The sequence below is a fragment of the Mesorhizobium sp. M1227 genome (assembly GCF_040318315.1).
GTDB lineage: Bacteria > Pseudomonadota > Alphaproteobacteria > Rhizobiales > Rhizobiaceae > Mesorhizobium.
This window is the reverse complement of the sequence record NZ_JAMYLZ010000020.1, coordinates 52980-68358: the sequence shown is the minus strand read 5'-3', so window position 1 is coordinate 68358 and position 15379 is coordinate 52980. Positions and strand designations below refer to the sequence as shown.

The 15379-nt window shown below is 62.5% G+C and carries 16 protein-coding genes; 6 read left to right on the top strand and 10 right to left on the bottom strand.

From position 1 onward, the window contains the following. The first annotated feature begins 427 nt into the window (after positions 1–427). The gene (locus NKH28_RS21755) at positions 428–757 is read left to right on the top strand and encodes a hypothetical protein (protein ID WP_352980382.1); all 330 of its coding nucleotides are present in this window, start codon (positions 428–430) and stop codon (positions 755–757) included. A gap of 26 nt (positions 758–783) precedes the next feature. On the opposite strand, the gene NKH28_RS21750 is transcribed toward NKH28_RS21755, so the two are convergent. Next, positions 784–1269: a YegJ family protein gene (locus NKH28_RS21750; RefSeq protein WP_352980381.1), complete on the bottom strand. Its 486-nt coding sequence runs from the start codon at positions 1267–1269 to the stop codon at positions 784–786. 119 nt (positions 1270–1388) lie between these two features. On the opposite strand from NKH28_RS21750, the gene NKH28_RS21745 reads away from it, so the two are divergent. After that, positions 1389–3011: an FAD-binding protein gene (locus tag NKH28_RS21745; protein WP_352980380.1), complete on the top strand. Its 1623-nt coding sequence runs from the start codon at positions 1389–1391 to the stop codon at positions 3009–3011. An 8-nt stretch (positions 3012–3019) separates the two neighbouring features. Here NKH28_RS21745 and NKH28_RS21740 read toward each other — a convergent pair whose 3' ends face one another. From NKH28_RS21740 to NKH28_RS21730, 3 genes are all read right to left on the bottom strand, one after another. Then, positions 3020–3535, bottom strand: a complete 516-nt coding sequence (locus tag NKH28_RS21740; RefSeq protein ID WP_352980379.1) for a hypothetical protein — start codon at positions 3533–3535, stop codon at positions 3020–3022. A gap of 160 nt (positions 3536–3695) precedes the next feature. Further along, complete coding sequence (locus tag NKH28_RS21735; protein WP_352836587.1) at positions 3696–4826, bottom strand: hypothetical protein; 1131 nt, start codon at positions 4824–4826, stop codon at positions 3696–3698. 6 nt (positions 4827–4832) lie between these two features. Then, the gene (locus tag NKH28_RS21730) at positions 4833–5267 is read right to left on the bottom strand and encodes a hypothetical protein (RefSeq protein WP_352690658.1); all 435 of its coding nucleotides are present in this window, start codon (positions 5265–5267) and stop codon (positions 4833–4835) included. A 737-nt stretch (positions 5268–6004) separates the two neighbouring features. Here NKH28_RS21730 and NKH28_RS21725 point away from each other — a divergent pair. Continuing rightward, a complete protein-coding gene (locus tag NKH28_RS21725; RefSeq protein ID WP_352980396.1) occupies positions 6005–6943 on the top strand; it encodes a diacylglycerol/lipid kinase family protein in 939 nt (312 codons plus the stop codon). A gap of 92 nt (positions 6944–7035) precedes the next feature. Here the strand turns inward: NKH28_RS21725 and NKH28_RS21720 are convergent, their stop codons facing one another. The 6 genes from NKH28_RS21720 to NKH28_RS21695 form a co-directional block, all read right to left on the bottom strand. Next, the gene (locus NKH28_RS21720; protein ID WP_352980378.1) at positions 7036–7959 is read right to left on the bottom strand and encodes an NAD(P)-dependent oxidoreductase; all 924 of its coding nucleotides are present in this window, start codon (positions 7957–7959) and stop codon (positions 7036–7038) included. Next, positions 7956–9167, bottom strand: coding sequence for a mandelate racemase/muconate lactonizing enzyme family protein (locus tag NKH28_RS21715; protein ID WP_352980377.1), 1212 nt, complete (start codon positions 9165–9167; stop codon positions 7956–7958). Before NKH28_RS21715 ends, NKH28_RS21720 begins: the two co-directional genes overlap by 4 nt. Continuing rightward, entirely contained in the window at positions 9164–10780 is a 1617-nt protein-coding gene (locus NKH28_RS21710) for a GMC family oxidoreductase (protein ID WP_352774299.1), read from the bottom strand. The genes NKH28_RS21715 and NKH28_RS21710 overlap by 4 nt, the downstream gene beginning before the upstream one ends. Before the next feature lie 149 nt (positions 10781–10929). Beyond that, positions 10930–11568, bottom strand: a complete 639-nt coding sequence (locus tag NKH28_RS21705) for a hypothetical protein (RefSeq protein ID WP_352980376.1) — start codon at positions 11566–11568, stop codon at positions 10930–10932. Further along, entirely contained in the window at positions 11568–12047 is a 480-nt protein-coding gene (locus NKH28_RS21700; RefSeq protein ID WP_352980375.1) for a GNAT family N-acetyltransferase, read from the bottom strand. Before NKH28_RS21700 ends, NKH28_RS21705 begins: the two co-directional genes overlap by 1 nt. Before the next feature lie 220 nt (positions 12048–12267). After that, positions 12268–13059, bottom strand: a complete 792-nt coding sequence (locus tag NKH28_RS21695; protein WP_352774304.1) for an alpha/beta fold hydrolase — start codon at positions 13057–13059, stop codon at positions 12268–12270. Between the two features lie 107 nt (positions 13060–13166). On the opposite strand from NKH28_RS21695, the gene NKH28_RS21690 reads away from it, so the two are divergent. From NKH28_RS21690 to NKH28_RS21680, 3 genes are all read left to right on the top strand, one after another. After that, complete coding sequence (locus tag NKH28_RS21690) at positions 13167–14093, top strand: LysR family transcriptional regulator (protein WP_352774306.1); 927 nt, start codon at positions 13167–13169, stop codon at positions 14091–14093. Between the two features lie 397 nt (positions 14094–14490). Then, positions 14491–14886 (top strand): acyl-CoA thioesterase, encoded by a 396-nt coding sequence (locus NKH28_RS21685; RefSeq protein ID WP_023678380.1) that lies wholly within the window; start codon positions 14491–14493, stop codon positions 14884–14886. 143 nt (positions 14887–15029) lie between these two features. After that, positions 15030–15350, top strand: a complete 321-nt coding sequence (locus tag NKH28_RS21680) for a hypothetical protein (RefSeq protein WP_352541039.1) — start codon at positions 15030–15032, stop codon at positions 15348–15350. Positions 15351–15379 lie beyond the last annotated feature (29 nt).

The window sequence follows — 15379 nt, the reverse complement described above, 5'->3', positions numbered from 1 at the left end:
GTGTTCCTCTATATCGGCGGGTTCCTGGCGGCGATCCTGCTCTATCTCCAGGCGATCAGGCCGGCGCGCAAATTGCAGCAGACTTTCCGCAACAGTTTGCTGCCGATCGTCTTCGGCTTCATCCAGGACGTGCGCTATCAGCATGGCGTAACGCCGAACTCCTTCGATCGGCTGCCGCGCGAGACGATTGGCGTGTTCAACCGTTCGTATTTCGAGGACGTCGTCTCCGGTCGGTATGAAGGCTTTGCCTTCGAGCTCTATGAGGTGACGCTGCTGGAGAGGAACGGCAAGACCACATCTCAGGCGTTCAAGGGCGTCATTATCGCGTTCGACACCATTGCGCCGTTCCCGGGAATCTTGGTGGCGGCGCGCCGTGCCAATATGGTGGTCGGTTTCTTCCGAGGCATGTTCGGCAGCAAGACGGAACGTGTCATGCGGCGTACCCGAACTCGACGCCGCCTACGAGTTCCACACCGACAACATCGAAGCGGCGCGGCCGCTGGTGACCGGCCGGCTGGCGCAGGCGCTCGAATGGCTTGGCGAAACATGGCCGAAGGAACCGGCACGCGTCGCGCTCAACGGCAGCGACGGCTTTCTGCTGCTTCCGCAGACGAAGAACTTCTTCGAACTGCCGGACATCTCTGTGCCGCTCGACTATGCCAAGCATGTTGCGCCGATGATCGCCGACATGGCCACGATCCTGGCGACCGCGGCACTGGTCCGCAAGATCGGGGCGCAGGACGAGGAGGCGGGGTAGCGGCTAAAGCGCCTCGCGCTCGGACATTAGCAGTCGAAGCCGTAATTGTCGCGGAGATAGTCCGCGTCTTCCTTCGACATCTTCTTGAGCATCACACAGACGGTAAAGCTGCCCACCTGATGGCCGTTCTTGGTGTATCCCCAGTCCGAAATTTCGTCCCGGGTGAATTCGATCTCCTGGCCGGCGACGACGTTGTGCACTGCCTGCGGCTCGTTTGCTAAAATTCCGGCAAATCCGCTCGCCGTTCGGTGAAAGGGAATGATCCAGAAATGTTCCGTCGCGGTTCCGTCTTCGATCCTTACCTTCAATTTGAACGTGGCTGTTCCGGACGGCGGCGCCTCGGACAGGATCAGGAAGTCATCCAGGCTGGCGCGGGCCTGCTCAATCGCCGCCGCCATCTCCGGATCGTCACTTGCCACACCGAGGACTCCCTTCTCACCGCTTTGGGCGTCGGCTGAGACCGGAGCAAACGCGAGTAGCAGGGCAATCGTGGCACGGACGGCAAGCTTCATGGTGCGGCTGCTTTCGACGCTTTCGCCAGAACGATTGTGATCATCATTTGCCGAACGTCTGATGGCAACTGGTTTTTGTCTCCATCAGGCGCTATTCCTGGGGTAGCGGGGGTGGGGCTATGATCGAGGAACGCAAGGGGTTTCGCCTGTCGCGGCGGCTGCTGCTGGGTGCGGCGGTGGTCGGCGGCGCGATGCTCTGGGGCGGGACGACCGTGGCGCGCCTGGCTCGCGGTCCGTCGGGGCAGAAGAATTCCGGACGCATCGCCGACATTGATGGAATTGACCTGGCGCAGAAGCCGCTGGAGGGCCCGCCAGCCTACGATCCGTCGCTGCCATGGCTGACCAAGGGCGGCGACATCAACGATGCCAGCGGCCTGTCGAGGACACCGGTCTATGGCGTTATCGAAGTCAGCGAGGAAGACCACATCGCGAGCGCGCTGGCCTTTGCCCGCGCCAATAGCCTGAAGGTCTCGGTCGCGGCGGTGCGCCATTCGATGGGCGGCCACGCCTTCGACGACAACGCGCTGGTCCTCGACATGCGCAAATTCAACAAGCTCAGTATCGACCCGGCTGCAAAGACGATGACCTTGCAGCCGGGCGCGCGCTGGCACGACATCCAGAACCTTTTGCACCCGCGCTTCGCGGTGAAGGCGATGCAGTCGACCGACATCTTTTCGGTCGGCGGCTCGCTGTCGGTCAACGCGCATGGCATGGACCACCAGGCCGGCTCGGTCGCCGGCTCGATCCGATCGATGCGGGTGATGCTGGCGGACGGTTCGGTGACGACCTGCTCACCGGCCGAAAATACCGAGCTGTTCCGCCACGTCGTCGGCGGCTACGGCCTGTTCGGCGTGGTGCTGGAGGCGACACTCGACATCGTCGACAACGCCGTCTACCGGACCTCGCGCGAGATCATCAAATCGGACGATTTCCCGACGTTCTTCGCCGAGGTTCTGGAGCCAAACAGGGCGATCGGTCTGTTTTATGGGCATCTGTCGACTGCGCCGGGCAATTTCCTCGAGGATATGATCGTCTACCGCTATGACAAGGTCGCCGACCAGCCGCCGGCCGACCAGCCGGCAATCGGTGAACCGGGTTCGGTCGGGCTCAAGCGGGTGATCATCAACCTGGCGAAATGGGGCAGCCTGTTCCAGGAGCTGAAATGGTTCACCGAAAAGACGCTGGAGCCGCAATTCGAGAGCTGCACGGTGGCGCGGACGACGGCAATGGGCGAGGGCGAGGCCTGCCTCGTCACGCGCAACAATCCGATGCACGATTCAGTGCCCTATCTGTTCAACGATCTGCTCGACGAGACCGACATCCTGCACGAGTATTTCATCCCGCGGGCGGCCTATAACCCGTTCATCGCGGAAGCGCGCGAGATCCTGCGCAACCAGACCCTGCCGGTGCTCAACGCGTCGGTACGCATCGTCCACAAGGAGGATGTGGCGCTGAATTATGCGCCGGAGCCGGCCTATTCGCTGGTGCTCTACATCAATCAGCCGACAGACACCGACGGCAATGCCAGGATGCGGACGCTGACAAGGGCGCTGATCGACGTGACGATCAAGCATGGCGGGCGTTTTTTCCTGCCCTACCAGCTCCACTACACAGGCAAGGAACTGCTTGCCTCCTATCCGGAACTGCCGTCCTTCCTGGCGAAGAAGCTGCAATACGATCCGGGCGAGCTGTTTTCGTCGATTTTTTATCGCGCCGTCAAGGCACTGATCGGCACGGCCTGAAGCGGCGGCTACAGACCGTCAGGCAGCTTCGCCGCCAGCCAGTTCGCCGAACGCCTGGCGATGCCGATCGTTGCCGATGCGGCGCGGCCGAGATCGGTCTTGACCACGGCGTAGCCGGCCTTCGTGCGGTAGAGCACGGCGCGGCCGCCATCGACCGCCGCTTCATAGGCGACCGGCCGGACGGCTTCCGTTTCCGTCGCCGTGGCCTGCGTTCCGACCGCAGCACTGGGCCGATGGCTCAGTTCCGGTGGCAGCGGGTCTGTCGCGGCCGTACTGGCCGTCGTCAATTCAGGCTCGGAAGCGGTCGCAGCGAGCTGCGATGACGAAGACGAGTTCTGTGTCCGGCAGATGCCGGAGACCAGCGGATAGTCGAAATTGCGCTCGTGCAGCATCTGGCTTTTCATCGCCGCTTCGCATTCGGCGATGCTCGACCATTTGGCGGGCGTCTCGCCGATATATTCGCAAAGCCTGGCGTCGCAATCGCAGCCGACGATGGTCATGGCGACAAGGGCGGTCTTGATCACGGTCGTGTCCCTCCGAGTTGCCTGGCACATGTGCGCAAGACAACGTGTCTACGGCATCATCAATCGTTGCGGAACAAGGCGGGATTTGGCCGCGATTGTGGAATGAGCGTGACGGAGCATCACGCAACGTCCTGCCGAGGCCGACTGTGACCGAAAGGCCTCAGTAATCGTAGACATGCTCGAGCCTGGCGCCCGCCGTCATCAGCGCCGGCAGCACGATGTGCAGCTTGCGCACGGCGACGGTCAGGCCGGTGCGGCGCGTCGAAGGTTGCGCCGGAAGCGGGTAGCTGAACAAGGTGCGTGCACCTTCGGGAACATTGATCTCGTCATTGGAAAGCATGGTGACCATGATCTCGTCATTGCCGCCGATCTCGACGAAGGAGACGCCCTTGCCGATCAGGCGCGGGATCATGTCGGTGAACACCTGATAGCGTCTGGTGACGAAGATCGCGCCGTCGGCGCCGAGATCGCGCTCCAGCAAGGTGTCGGGTTCGTTGCGCGTCACCTCGCCGACCGGACCCTTGGCCCAGACATGAATATCGAGCAAGGCGGGATCGGTGGTGGCGGCGAGCGCCGACTTGATCAGATCGGCATAGCCCTGCTTGATCGTGTCGGCGAGGCCGAAAGCGAGCTTGCGTTCGCTGGTGCGGACGGCGCTGTCGTCCGCTGCCGGCTGGACGGCAAACAGGCCGGCACGCTTTTCGGCATAGGGAAACTGGTACCACGGCACCTGGTCGAGAAAACCGGCATAATCGGCCGCCACCTTGGCCTGGTAGATGTCGACGGCGGTGCGCTTGCCGGCTGTCGCTTCGGTGACGCGGCCGATCGTATTTTCATAGGCCCACTGGATGGCGTGCTCGATCGTGTGGCTGGTGCCGATGACCACCAGCATCTGGTGGTTGTCGAGGTTGAACTTGTAGGTGGAGCTGGCGCGGATGACCATCGCATAGTCCTGCCAGAAGCGGCCGATATAGGAGAGATAGGGAAAACCGCTCGGCTGGTTCTTGTCGACGAAGCCGGCATATTCGCGGGCGGCGTAGACGATGGCCCATTCCGGATAGGTAAGAAAGGTCGATTCCTCCGGCCGCTGGTAGCCGGGGATCTCGGCACGGATCTTGTCGGCCAGCGCCTTTGGCGGGGCACCCTCGGCGACGCCCGGCAATGGCGTTGTGTCCAGCGACGGCGTCGTGAGAAAGCCGTAGGCCAGCCCGGCGATCGGGATCAACACGACAATGACGACGAGCCAGAGGATCGCCTTGATGATGCGCTTCAGCCAGCGGAACAGGAACATGGCCGGTCAGGCCGTGGCGAAATGGTCGTACACACGTTTCGACAGCCAGAACCCGACGTAGACGGCGAAGCCGCCGATGAAGATGTGCGGCAGGTTGGCGAAGAAGCGGGCCGGGAATTCGATGTCGTTCAGGGAGCGGAAGCCGTTGATGAAGATGCCGCCATCGAGGCAGCCGGAACCGGTGACCAGGCCGAGCACGCCGTCGAACAGATAGACCGAGCCGAACAGCTTGAAATAGAACACCGCCTGGCGGTGCGAGATGAAGGCGGCGGCCAGCGCCCAGACGCCGGAGAAGGCGTGCAGCAAATCGTCGTACCATTGCAGCGAGAACAGGCCGAACAGATTGCCGCCGGCGTCGTTGAAAGCCGGCACATAGCCGATGGCAACAACGCCGAAGAACAGGAAAGCATAGGCAACAGCAAGCTTCTGGATGAGCGTCATGAAATGTCCCCCTGCCGTCAGCCCCTTTAAACGGCCCCCGACGACAAATGGATAGTAGCTGATTTTGGCGCAGCGTGAAGCGTCGCCGGCAAAATCGTCAGGCGGGGCCACAAAGACAGTCGGCGCCGGGATTTCTCCCAGCGCCTCCCTGTCAGATCAGGACACGGTCGCGGCAGCAACTCCCGAAAGATGTCGCGCCATGCCGGCCTTGATTTTGACGGTCCTGCCAGTCGCCACCCGAGGGCAGCGTCCGTTCCGGACCACGCCGGTCTCCACTCTTGCGAGCTTTGCCCAGCGCGCCATCGAAGGTTTTTGCCGTCCTTCATGGCAGCATCGGTCCGCCGTCGGCGTTCGCACGCTTTCCGCGGCCCCGTAGGTCTCGGCGTCCATCCCTCCAACAAGCAAGCCTGTTCTCGTTCAGGGCCGTACGGGCCTCAGGAAATCCGCCGTTCCGCTTTGCCTTTCGGCGTGGCGATCGGTAGCCGCCTGAGATGGGTTTTAACGTACGTCGGATAAGCGTTTGGCGGAACTGCCGCATGCCTGTGGATAGCGGGATTATCGGGGACTGACCCTGCCAAAATAGCGACTTTCCGATCTCTGCCGCCGCCGGTCGGGATTTGCCGCCTCGATGCCGAAGCCGCATTGTCGGGTAATCGACCCTTGCCCCGCAGGCCGGCGCGGGCTTCAATGCCGGCAAATGATTGGAAGGCGTGTTCGATGGCCTTGGGGAGGCAGGCTTGAAGGTCGCGGTGGTTCTCAATCCGATCGCCGGCGGCGGCAGGCTCAAGCGGCATTGGCCCGAGGTTGCGGCTTCGCTGAAAAGACATTTCGGTGATTTCGAGCTGCGTGAAACGCAGGCCGAGGGGGATGCCGAACGGCTGGCGCTCGACCTTGCCGCCATCGGCTTCGAGCTGGTGATCGCGGCCGGCGGCGACGGCACCGCCAGCGAAGTCGCCGACGGGCTGCTGAAGGCTTTCCGGGAAAGCGGCCGGATGGCCGAATTTGGGCTGCTGCCTTGCGGCACCGGCATCGACTTTGCCCGCGGGCTCGGCCTGTCGAACAATGTCGATCTGACGCTGAAGCGGATTGCCGAGGCCAAGCCGCGCAAGGTCGATGCCGGCTGCATCAGCTATGTCGACGACCATGGCGCACTGGCCAGCCGCCATTTCATCAACATCGCCAGCCTCGGGCTTTCCGGCGCTACCGACCGTGCCGTCAACGCCGACAGGCGCAAGGGCAAGGTTTCGGCCAAGGCACTGTTCTACTGGCGCACGGTCTGGGAATTCCTCCGCTATCGGTTCCAGGAGGTTGCGATCACCATCGACGACGGTGCCCCGGTTGAGGCGCGCATGGCATTGGTGGCGGTGGCCAACGGCAAATTCTTCGGCGGCGGCATGATGATCGCGCCCGACGCCGAGCTTAATGACGGCGAGTTCGACATCGTCATCCTGCGCGCCGCCGGCAAGCTGAAGCTGATCTGGGACATCCGCCTGCTCTATGGCGCGCGGCACCGCAACCATCCTGCGATCACCATCCTGCGCGGCAAGAAAGTGGTTGTCGAGCCGCTCGGCGATGTGCAAAAGAACGCCGCGCTGATCGACATAGACGGCGAATCGCCGGGTCGCATACCAGCGACTTTCGAGATCCTGCCCGGCGCATTGACGCTGAGATATTGAATCAAGGCGTTGAGACTTTGATTCAGTTGACTGCGGCTCTGGTTCCGGCGATCTCTCCAATCGACTGAAATCGATTGATAATCCGGCCAATATCAACTTGCGAGTTTAGCCGGGAAACCGGGTGCGCGCAGGTCGGTGCCGACGGCATCCTCGAGCAGTTTCACGATCATCGTCGACCAGGCGCTGCCGCCATAGGCCTGCTTGCCTTGCCTGAAGATTGCGTCGACGCGCGAGGCAAGCTCGAGCGGAACGCCGAATTTTTCACCCATGCCGAGGGCGAAGCCGAGATCCTTTAACGCCAGGTCCATGGTGAAGCCGATGTCGTAGGAGCCGTTCAGCACCAGCTGGCTTTCGGTCTCATGGACGAAGCTGTTGCCGGAGGAGGCGACGATGGCGTGATGGGACTGGGCAAGGTCGAGCCCGCCCTTTTTGGCCAGCATCAGCGCTTCGCCGGCGGCGACCAGATGGATGAAGGCCAGCATGTTGGTGATGACCTTGATCACCGCCGCCGAGCCGACCGGACCCATCAGGAACGAGCGCGCGCACATCGCCTCGACGGCAGGGCGGTGGCGCGCATAAAGCGCTGCGTCGCCGCCGACCAGCGCGGTGATCTGTCCGACGGCTGCCAGATGCACGCCGCCGGTGACCGGGCATTCGAGCGTCTCGACGCCTCTTGCCGAGGCGAGGGATGCAAGGCGCAAGATCTCGTCTTGGCCATTGGTCGACATCTCGATCCAACTGCCGCCTGCGGGCAGGCCTTCGAGCAATCCGCCGGGGCCGGCCAGCACCGCCTCGCTGACTTTTGGCGAGGGCAGGCAGGTGATGGCATTGCCGGTGCGGCCAGCGGCATCAGCAGGGCTGTTGGCGGCATCGGCACCAAGCATCACCAGCCGCTCGACGGCCGCCTGGTCGCGGTCGAATACGGTGACGGCAAAGCCGTTGTGGATCAGGTTGGCGGCGAGCTGGCCGCCGAGATGGCCAAGACCGACGAAGGCATAGCTCTGACGCGCGCTCACGGCATCAGCGGCGTCTGCATCATCTGCAAATGCAGGTCCTTGCCGGTCCAGGGATGCGCCTCGCAGACGGCTTCGTCGAGTTCGACACCGAGGCCTGGCTCCTTCGACGGGATGACGTTGCCGTCCCGCCATTCGATCTTCTTCTTGAGCAGCTTCGCGTGAAAACCGTCCCACTGTTTCAGCGATTCCAGAATGAGGAAATTGGGCAGCGTCACCGCAAGCTGGATGTTGGCGGCGCCGACGATCGGTCCGCAGTAGCAGTGCGGCGCGACCTGGATGTGGTAGGCTTCGGCCATGGCGGCGATCTTTTTGGTTTCGAGAATGCCGCCGGAGCGGCCAAGGTCGGGCTGAAGAATGGTCGCCGCACGGTTCTCGATGACGCGGGCGAACTCAAATTTGGTTGTTAGCCGCTCGCCGGTGGCAATCGGGATCGAGGTCGCGCGGGCGACCTGCGCCATCACCTCGGGCATGTCGGGCGGCACCGGCTCCTCGAACCACAGCGGATCATAGGGCTCGATGGCGCGGGCGAGGCGCAGCGCGCCCGATGCGGTGAACTGGCCGTGCGTACCGAACAGGATGTCGGCCCTGGTGCCGACCGCCTCGCGGATCGCCTTGACCATGCGGGCGGAGAGGTCGATGTCGACGAGGCGCGGCTGGTGGCCGTCGAAGGCGGTGTAGGGGCCGGCTGGGTCAAGCTTGACCGCATTGAAACCCTGCTCGACATATTCGAGCGCGCAGGCGGCGGCCAGATCTGGGTCGTTGTAGACGTTCTTGCCGCGGGCGTCCTCCGAATGGACGCTGCCGCTGTGCGGGTAGAGGTAGGTATAGGAACGCAGCGTTTCGTGTACCTGGCCGCCAAGCAGCTTGTAGACCGGCTTGCCGGCCTCCTTGCCGATAATGTCCCAGCAGGCGATTTCCAGCGCCGAGAAACAGCCCATGCCCGACACGTCGGGCCTCTGGGTGAAGCCGGATGAATAGGCGCGGCGGAAGAAGGTCTCGATATCGTGCGGGTCGCGGCCGATCAGATAACGCTCGGCCATGTCCTCGACCATTTTCGCCGTGACATGGGCCGAGAAGGTGGCGTTGTAGGCCTCGCCATAGCCGACGACGCCGCCATCCGTGGTGAGCTTGACGAAGATGAAATACTTGCCGCCGATGCCGGGCGGCGGATTGCCGACCACCCAGGTCTTGACGTCGGTGATTTTCATTTCTGATCCTCCAGAACCAGTTCGGCGCCCTTCCATCCGGTCATGATCGCGGCGGCGTTGGTGTTGCCGGTTATGTTGTCGGGAAAGATCGAGGCATCGATGACGCGCAACGCCTGGATGCCGTGTACCTTGAGGCGCGGATCGACGACGGCGTGCGCCGCGTCCGGCCCCATGCGGCAGGTCGAGACCGGGTGATAGACGGTGCCCGAGCGCTTCCTGAAATCCTGAATGAGATCCGCGTCGGAGGTGATCGAGGGACCGGGCAAAACCTCTTCCTCGATGATCTCGGCCATCGCCGGCATCGAGGCGATCTTCCTGACGAATTTCACCGCCGCCAGCATTTCAGCGACGTCCGCCTCGGTCGAAAAGGCATTGGCGACGATTTTGGGATAATCGCGCGGATTGGCGGAACGGATCATGATTTCGCCGCGGCTCGACGGACGGCAATTGGACAGCCCGATGGAAAAGCCCGGCCATGGATCGGGCGTCAGGATCGGGCGTTCGCCGCTCTTCGGAATGACGGTTGAAAACGCCTGGAAATAGAGCTGCATGTTGGGCCGTGCCGTGGCCGGATCGGTGCGAAAGAAGCCGCCGGCATTGTTCATCGACAGCGACAGCGGGCCTGAGCGCAAAAACACGTATTGCATGCCGACCAGCAGCTTGCCCCACCACGGGCGCAGGATCTGGTTGAGCGTCGGCAGCCTGCCCTTGAACGTGTAGTTGATGCCGACATGGTCCTGCAGGTTTGCCCCGACATTCTCGTTGGCGTGAACGACGGGAATGCCGAGCGCGCCAAGAAGCGCCGACGGGCCGACACCGGAAAGCTGGAGAAGTTGAGGCGAATTGACCGAACCGCCCGACAGGATGATCTCGCGGCCGGCGCGGGCGGTTTTCGTCGCGCCATTCTGGAGATATTCGATGCCGACGGCGCGTTTGCCCTCGAACAGGATTTTTGTCGCTAGGGCGTTGATCTCGACGCGGACGTTTTTGCGCTTCATCGCCGGGCGCAGGAAGGCGCGCGCCGCCGACATGCGGCGGCCGTTCCTGGTGGTGATCTGGTAGGCGCCGACGCCTTCCTGCGAGGCGCCGTTGAAATCCGGGTTGAGCGGCAGGCCGGCCTGGTTGGCGGCGGCGAGATAGCGCTTGGTGAGCGGATGGACGGAGGTCGAGCAGTCGGTGACATGCAGCGGCCCGCCGACGCCGCGCCATTGGTCGGCGCCGGCCTGGTTATCCTCCAGCGCCTTGAACGCAGGCAGCAGGTCGTCGAAGCCCCAGCCGGGATTGCCGGCCGCTGCCCAAGCGTCGAAATCCTCACGCGCGCCCCTGATCCAGACCATGGCGTTGATCGAACTCGAGCCGCCGAGCAGCTTGCCGCGCGGCCAGTGGTCGGCATTGCCGGCCAGGCCGGGATCCGGCTCGGCCTTGTAGTTCCAGTTGACCGCCGGGTCGAAGAAGGTCTTGCCGTAGCCGAGCGGCATCTGCACGTAGAAGCGACGGTCGCTGCCGCCGGCCTCGAGCACCAGCACCGAGAAGCGGCCGGAAGCCGACAATCTTTCGGCCAGGACCGAGCCGGCCGAACCGGAGCCGACGATGATGAAATCATAGGTCTGCATGGTGGATACGGCTGGCTCCGGAATTCGGGCTCTACCCTAGACGCGGCAGATGCGTCACGTCGCCGGGCCTTCCGGCATCGCTTGTGAAAAAAGCGACTGGCAACTTCGTTTGAATTTCGACTTTCAGCGCCAAGAAGATTGATGAAGACCTAACTTGCCCACGCATCGAGTTGATTGAGGACAGCAATGGCTGGATAGGATTTCCGGTTGGGATAAGCACGCCTGTAATAGGCATTCCAATAGCTTGTGGCCTTGCTGCGCATTGCACGCATTACGTCTCGGTTCTGTCGGACAAAACTGGCATAGGCTGAAGCGTCCAGATCAGGTACTGCGGCGTAGATGTCTTCGGCGATTTCGACGACATATTCGCCCAACAGCAGAACGACGAAGGCGATGCTCCAACTTTCGTTCAGCGACAGGATCACCTTGGCTGATTTCTGCCGCAAAAAGTCATCTGTCGATCGTGTCAGCAGGCAATGCGACGGAAATGAAAAGCCAAGGTGATGCTCTCGCACGCTTGGCAGAAAATGTAACCGATAAGGAATATAGATGACCGCTCCATCAGAAATGAGATGTCGGGACGTCGTTCGGTAAGTGTCGTCGACAAAGGGCGTCAGCTCCTCCTCTGCCATGGTGGTCAACATGCTGAATGGGAAAGCTGACTTCGCAGCGCCCGAGAACGGCTTGCGTCGTGGGAACCAATCCACGTTGTGCCTCTGACCAAAAGTTGAAAACGATCCGGCTTCATTTCGAAGTGCCTGAGCTTCCTCGACAAGCGATCCAAGCATTACAGGCGATGATCGGCAATCTGCTTGAAATCATAGCGCATGATCGGGCGGGCCGGCGTTCTGCGAGCGACGACCCTGAACCCGGCGCGCGCGAAGGTGGAGGCATATCCGCTGCCGGAAGCACTCGGCGATACGTCGGCCTCGAAAGGATAGGCTTCGAGTGCCGGAGCATTTGCGCGCCTTGCGACTTCCAGTGCTTCCGCAATCAGCTGGAATGTTACGCCCCGCCTGCGGTATCGTTTTCGCACGTAGAGGCAGGACAGGGACCAGACCGGCTTGTCATCCACGCGCTTGAGCTGCCATAGCCGATCGAGCCAGGGCAGGGCATCTCGCGGCGTCACCCGGCACCAGCCGACAGCCGTATCGCCGTCGAAAGCGAGCAAACCCGGAGGCGGACCATGCTGGACGGCTTGCCGGAACGCGGCCTTGTTTTCCTCGCCGGGTCTCTTTCGGTAAGAACGACCGATCCGTCCGTACATACACCAACAGCGACTGCAGACGGCGCTGTCACCGAACAGGTTCTCGAGTGCGGGCCATAGATCGGACGTTAATGGGCGAAAGCCAAGTTCCATGTCAGCCGCCATCAGCTACCTACCTTGCCCAGTCTAGCCTGAGCTACGCGTTAGTGCATCATAGGTTGCGGTCCATGCGGGTGATGTTCGAAACGGGGTTCACTCAGCATCCCCGTCGTGCTCCAGCTCAGCGCAGAAAGCCAAGCACGGCCTCCATGAACTCGGTGGGGTACTCGACATTCGACAAGTGGACCGCGGGCAGGACAACCAGTTTCGCGCCCGGCACCGTCGCCGCGATCAGCTCGCTATGGCTGGCGGCTGTCACAGTGTCGTGCCGGCCGGCGATCACCAGCGTTGGCCTGGAAATCAGCGCAATGGTTCGGCGAAGGTCCGCATCGCGAACCGCCGCAAACAGACCAGCCAAGCCTTGCCGGTCGATGGCCAGCAGCATAGTGCGAAATTCTTCGATGACGGGTTCGTTGGCCGCCAGCATACGCGCAGGAAACCAGTTGCCCAGGAACATCTCGGCGGTTTCCGACATATCCGGCGCCTGCAGCACGGCGGCAATCCGCTCGTCAAACTGCTTTGCCGGTCCGAGGTAGGATGAGGTGTTGCTCAGGATCAAGCGCTCGATCCGCTCGGGCGCGTGGATGCCGAGCCACTGCCCGACGAAGCCGCCCAACGACAGACCGAGGAAGTGTACGCGTTCAATGCCCAGGGTGTCGAGCAACTCGATCACGTCGCGGCCAAGCCGGTCGAGCGAATAAGCGCCGGCCGGAACGCTCGACCCTCCGTGGCCGCGAAAATCATAGCGCAGAACACGGAAATGGTTCGACAGCTCGCCGACCTGCATGTCCCACATCCGCAGCGTGGTGGCGATGGAATTCGACAGCATCAGCACGGGTTTCCCGGCGTCGCCGTCGATGCGGTAGGCGATGCGTGTGCCATCGCCGACGGTCACGAAATCCAGCTCATTCATGGGTGAATACACCTTCCTTCTTGGAGCGTTGAATGTGGCAAAGCCTAGCTGCGGCGCGCTTTTGATGATATTACAAAGATGGGACCATCTCTGTAATAGAAGCTGACATGGCCGAATTCACCCTGCACGACCTGCAATGCTTCGATGCCGTGGTCCGCTGCGGCGGCTTTCAGCCTGCGGCGGCCATGCTGCATCGCTCGCACCCGGCTGTGTTCGCAGCCGTTGCAAAGCTGGAGCGGCAACTCGACCTCGTTCTTTTGGATCGCAGCGGCTATCGCGTGCGCCCCACCGAGGCAGGGCTGTCGTTCCATCGCAGGGCACAATCGCTGCTGCGCGAGCTCGAGGGCTTGCGGCTTCATGCTGCTCAGCTGTCAATGGGCGAAGAAAGCGAGATCCATGTGGTGATCGGCGACCTTTGCCCGCGTCCGCAGGCATTGGGCATGCTCGGACGGTTCTTCGCCCAGTGTCCGGGCACACGCCTGCATCTGCACTTCGAGGCGGTGGGCGGCCCGTGGGAGCGCCTCTTCGATGACGAAGCCGATTTGATCCTGCACTGGATCGACAAGACCGATCCGCGGGTGGAATGGATCGATCTGTGCAAGGTGCCCTTCGTCCCAGTAGTGGCGTCGGGCTTTCTACCGGAGCGGATCAAGCACCCCATCACGCCGGATCAGATGCACGCGTTCACCCAATGTGTCATGCGCGACACGGCCCGCCATTCACCCCAACAAGACTACTTCATGATCGAGGGTGCGCCGCAATGCATGGTGGCCGACCAGGGGATGAAGAAGGAAATCATCCTGCAGGGCCTCGCGTGGGGCCACATGCCCCGCTTCCTGATCGAGGATGAGCTGCGCGACGGACGCCTGCAATCCGTTGCCGGCCGTCATCTGCCAGGCCGCACCGAGGAGTTGGTGGTGGCGCGCCGCCGCGACCGGCCGCACGGGCCGATCTCGAACCGTCTGTGGGATCATATCGAGCAAGAGGCGCCGACGTTGCGCCGAGCGCTCGAACCCCGGCAACCTGTCCAGTAGGCGGCCAGCCGGGGCTCAGCGAGGCCGTTCGGAGGGCCAACCACCTGCTGCTCTTCACTGACGTAATTCACGCCTCCGCGCTGCAATTTGCGCATCCGGAATGGGCAATCGCCTTCGACGTGGACCAGGAGGCCGCAATCGCCACACGCAAGAAGGTGCTCGACATGGTGTCGGCGGATGGCCTGCTCGTCGCAGGCATGCACCTGCCCTTTCCAGGAATCGGTCATGTTATTCGCGAGGGCAACGCCTATGCCTACGTCCCGCTCCGCACAGCATCTTTTCAACACTGTCGACCGATAGCCGAACCTCAGGCCGCGACACTGTTCAGTGGCGCGTTGACCTGCCCGTGCCATGACGATACGGGATCGGGACAATCGGCTTCGAGAGGATTGGCCAAATGGTGCATTACGCGGACGGGCGGCCGATCGGCGATCTGACGCTCAGGACGCTGGCCATGCCTTCCGACGCCAATGCGGCAGGCGACATTTTTGGCGGCTGGGTGATGGCGCAGATGGATCTCGCCTGCGGCATCCGCGCCGCCGAGCGCGCCAAGGGCCGCGTGGTGACGGCGGCGGTTAAGGAAATGTCCTTCGCCAAGCCGATGAAGATCGGCGACACGCTGTGCATCTATACGCATGTCGAACGCGTCGGCCGCACCTCGATGACGCTCAAGGTCGAGGCCTGGGCGCAGCGCTATCTCTCCGACCTGATGGAGAAGGTCACCCATGCCGACTTCGTCATGGTGGCGCTGGACGGCGAAGGCAAGCCGAAGGCGGTTCCGGCCGAAGGCTGACCCGGCCTGATTCCAGAAGACGGATTTAAACAGCCGTCTCTCCCGCGCGGGGGATGCGGACAGCGATACCGCGTGGTCTTTGGCTAACGGGTTCCCGCATGCGCGCCTGCAGCGCGACCGACGGGATATTGGGAGGAAAGACAATGCGTCAACACATGCTGAACGCTGCCCTGGCGGGTGCCTTTGCAGCCTTGCTCTGCCTGTCGTCCGCAAGCGCTTTTGCCGAGGTCAAAAAAGGCGATCCAGGCGCCACCTGCACGTCGGAAAACCGCACCATCAACGGGCAAGCGGCCAAGTGCGAGATCTGCTCGGCGACGAAATGCGACACCAGCGGCACGACGGTGAGCAATTGCCGCAAGGAGACGACCACGACCTGCACGATTGGCGGCAGGGTGGTCAGTCCCAACCCGAAATGGAACCGGATCGAGAAGCTGCCGAAGACCAAGATGCAGTTACAGCAGTAGCGCTCATCCGGAGGCTCCCGGGCAGGTTC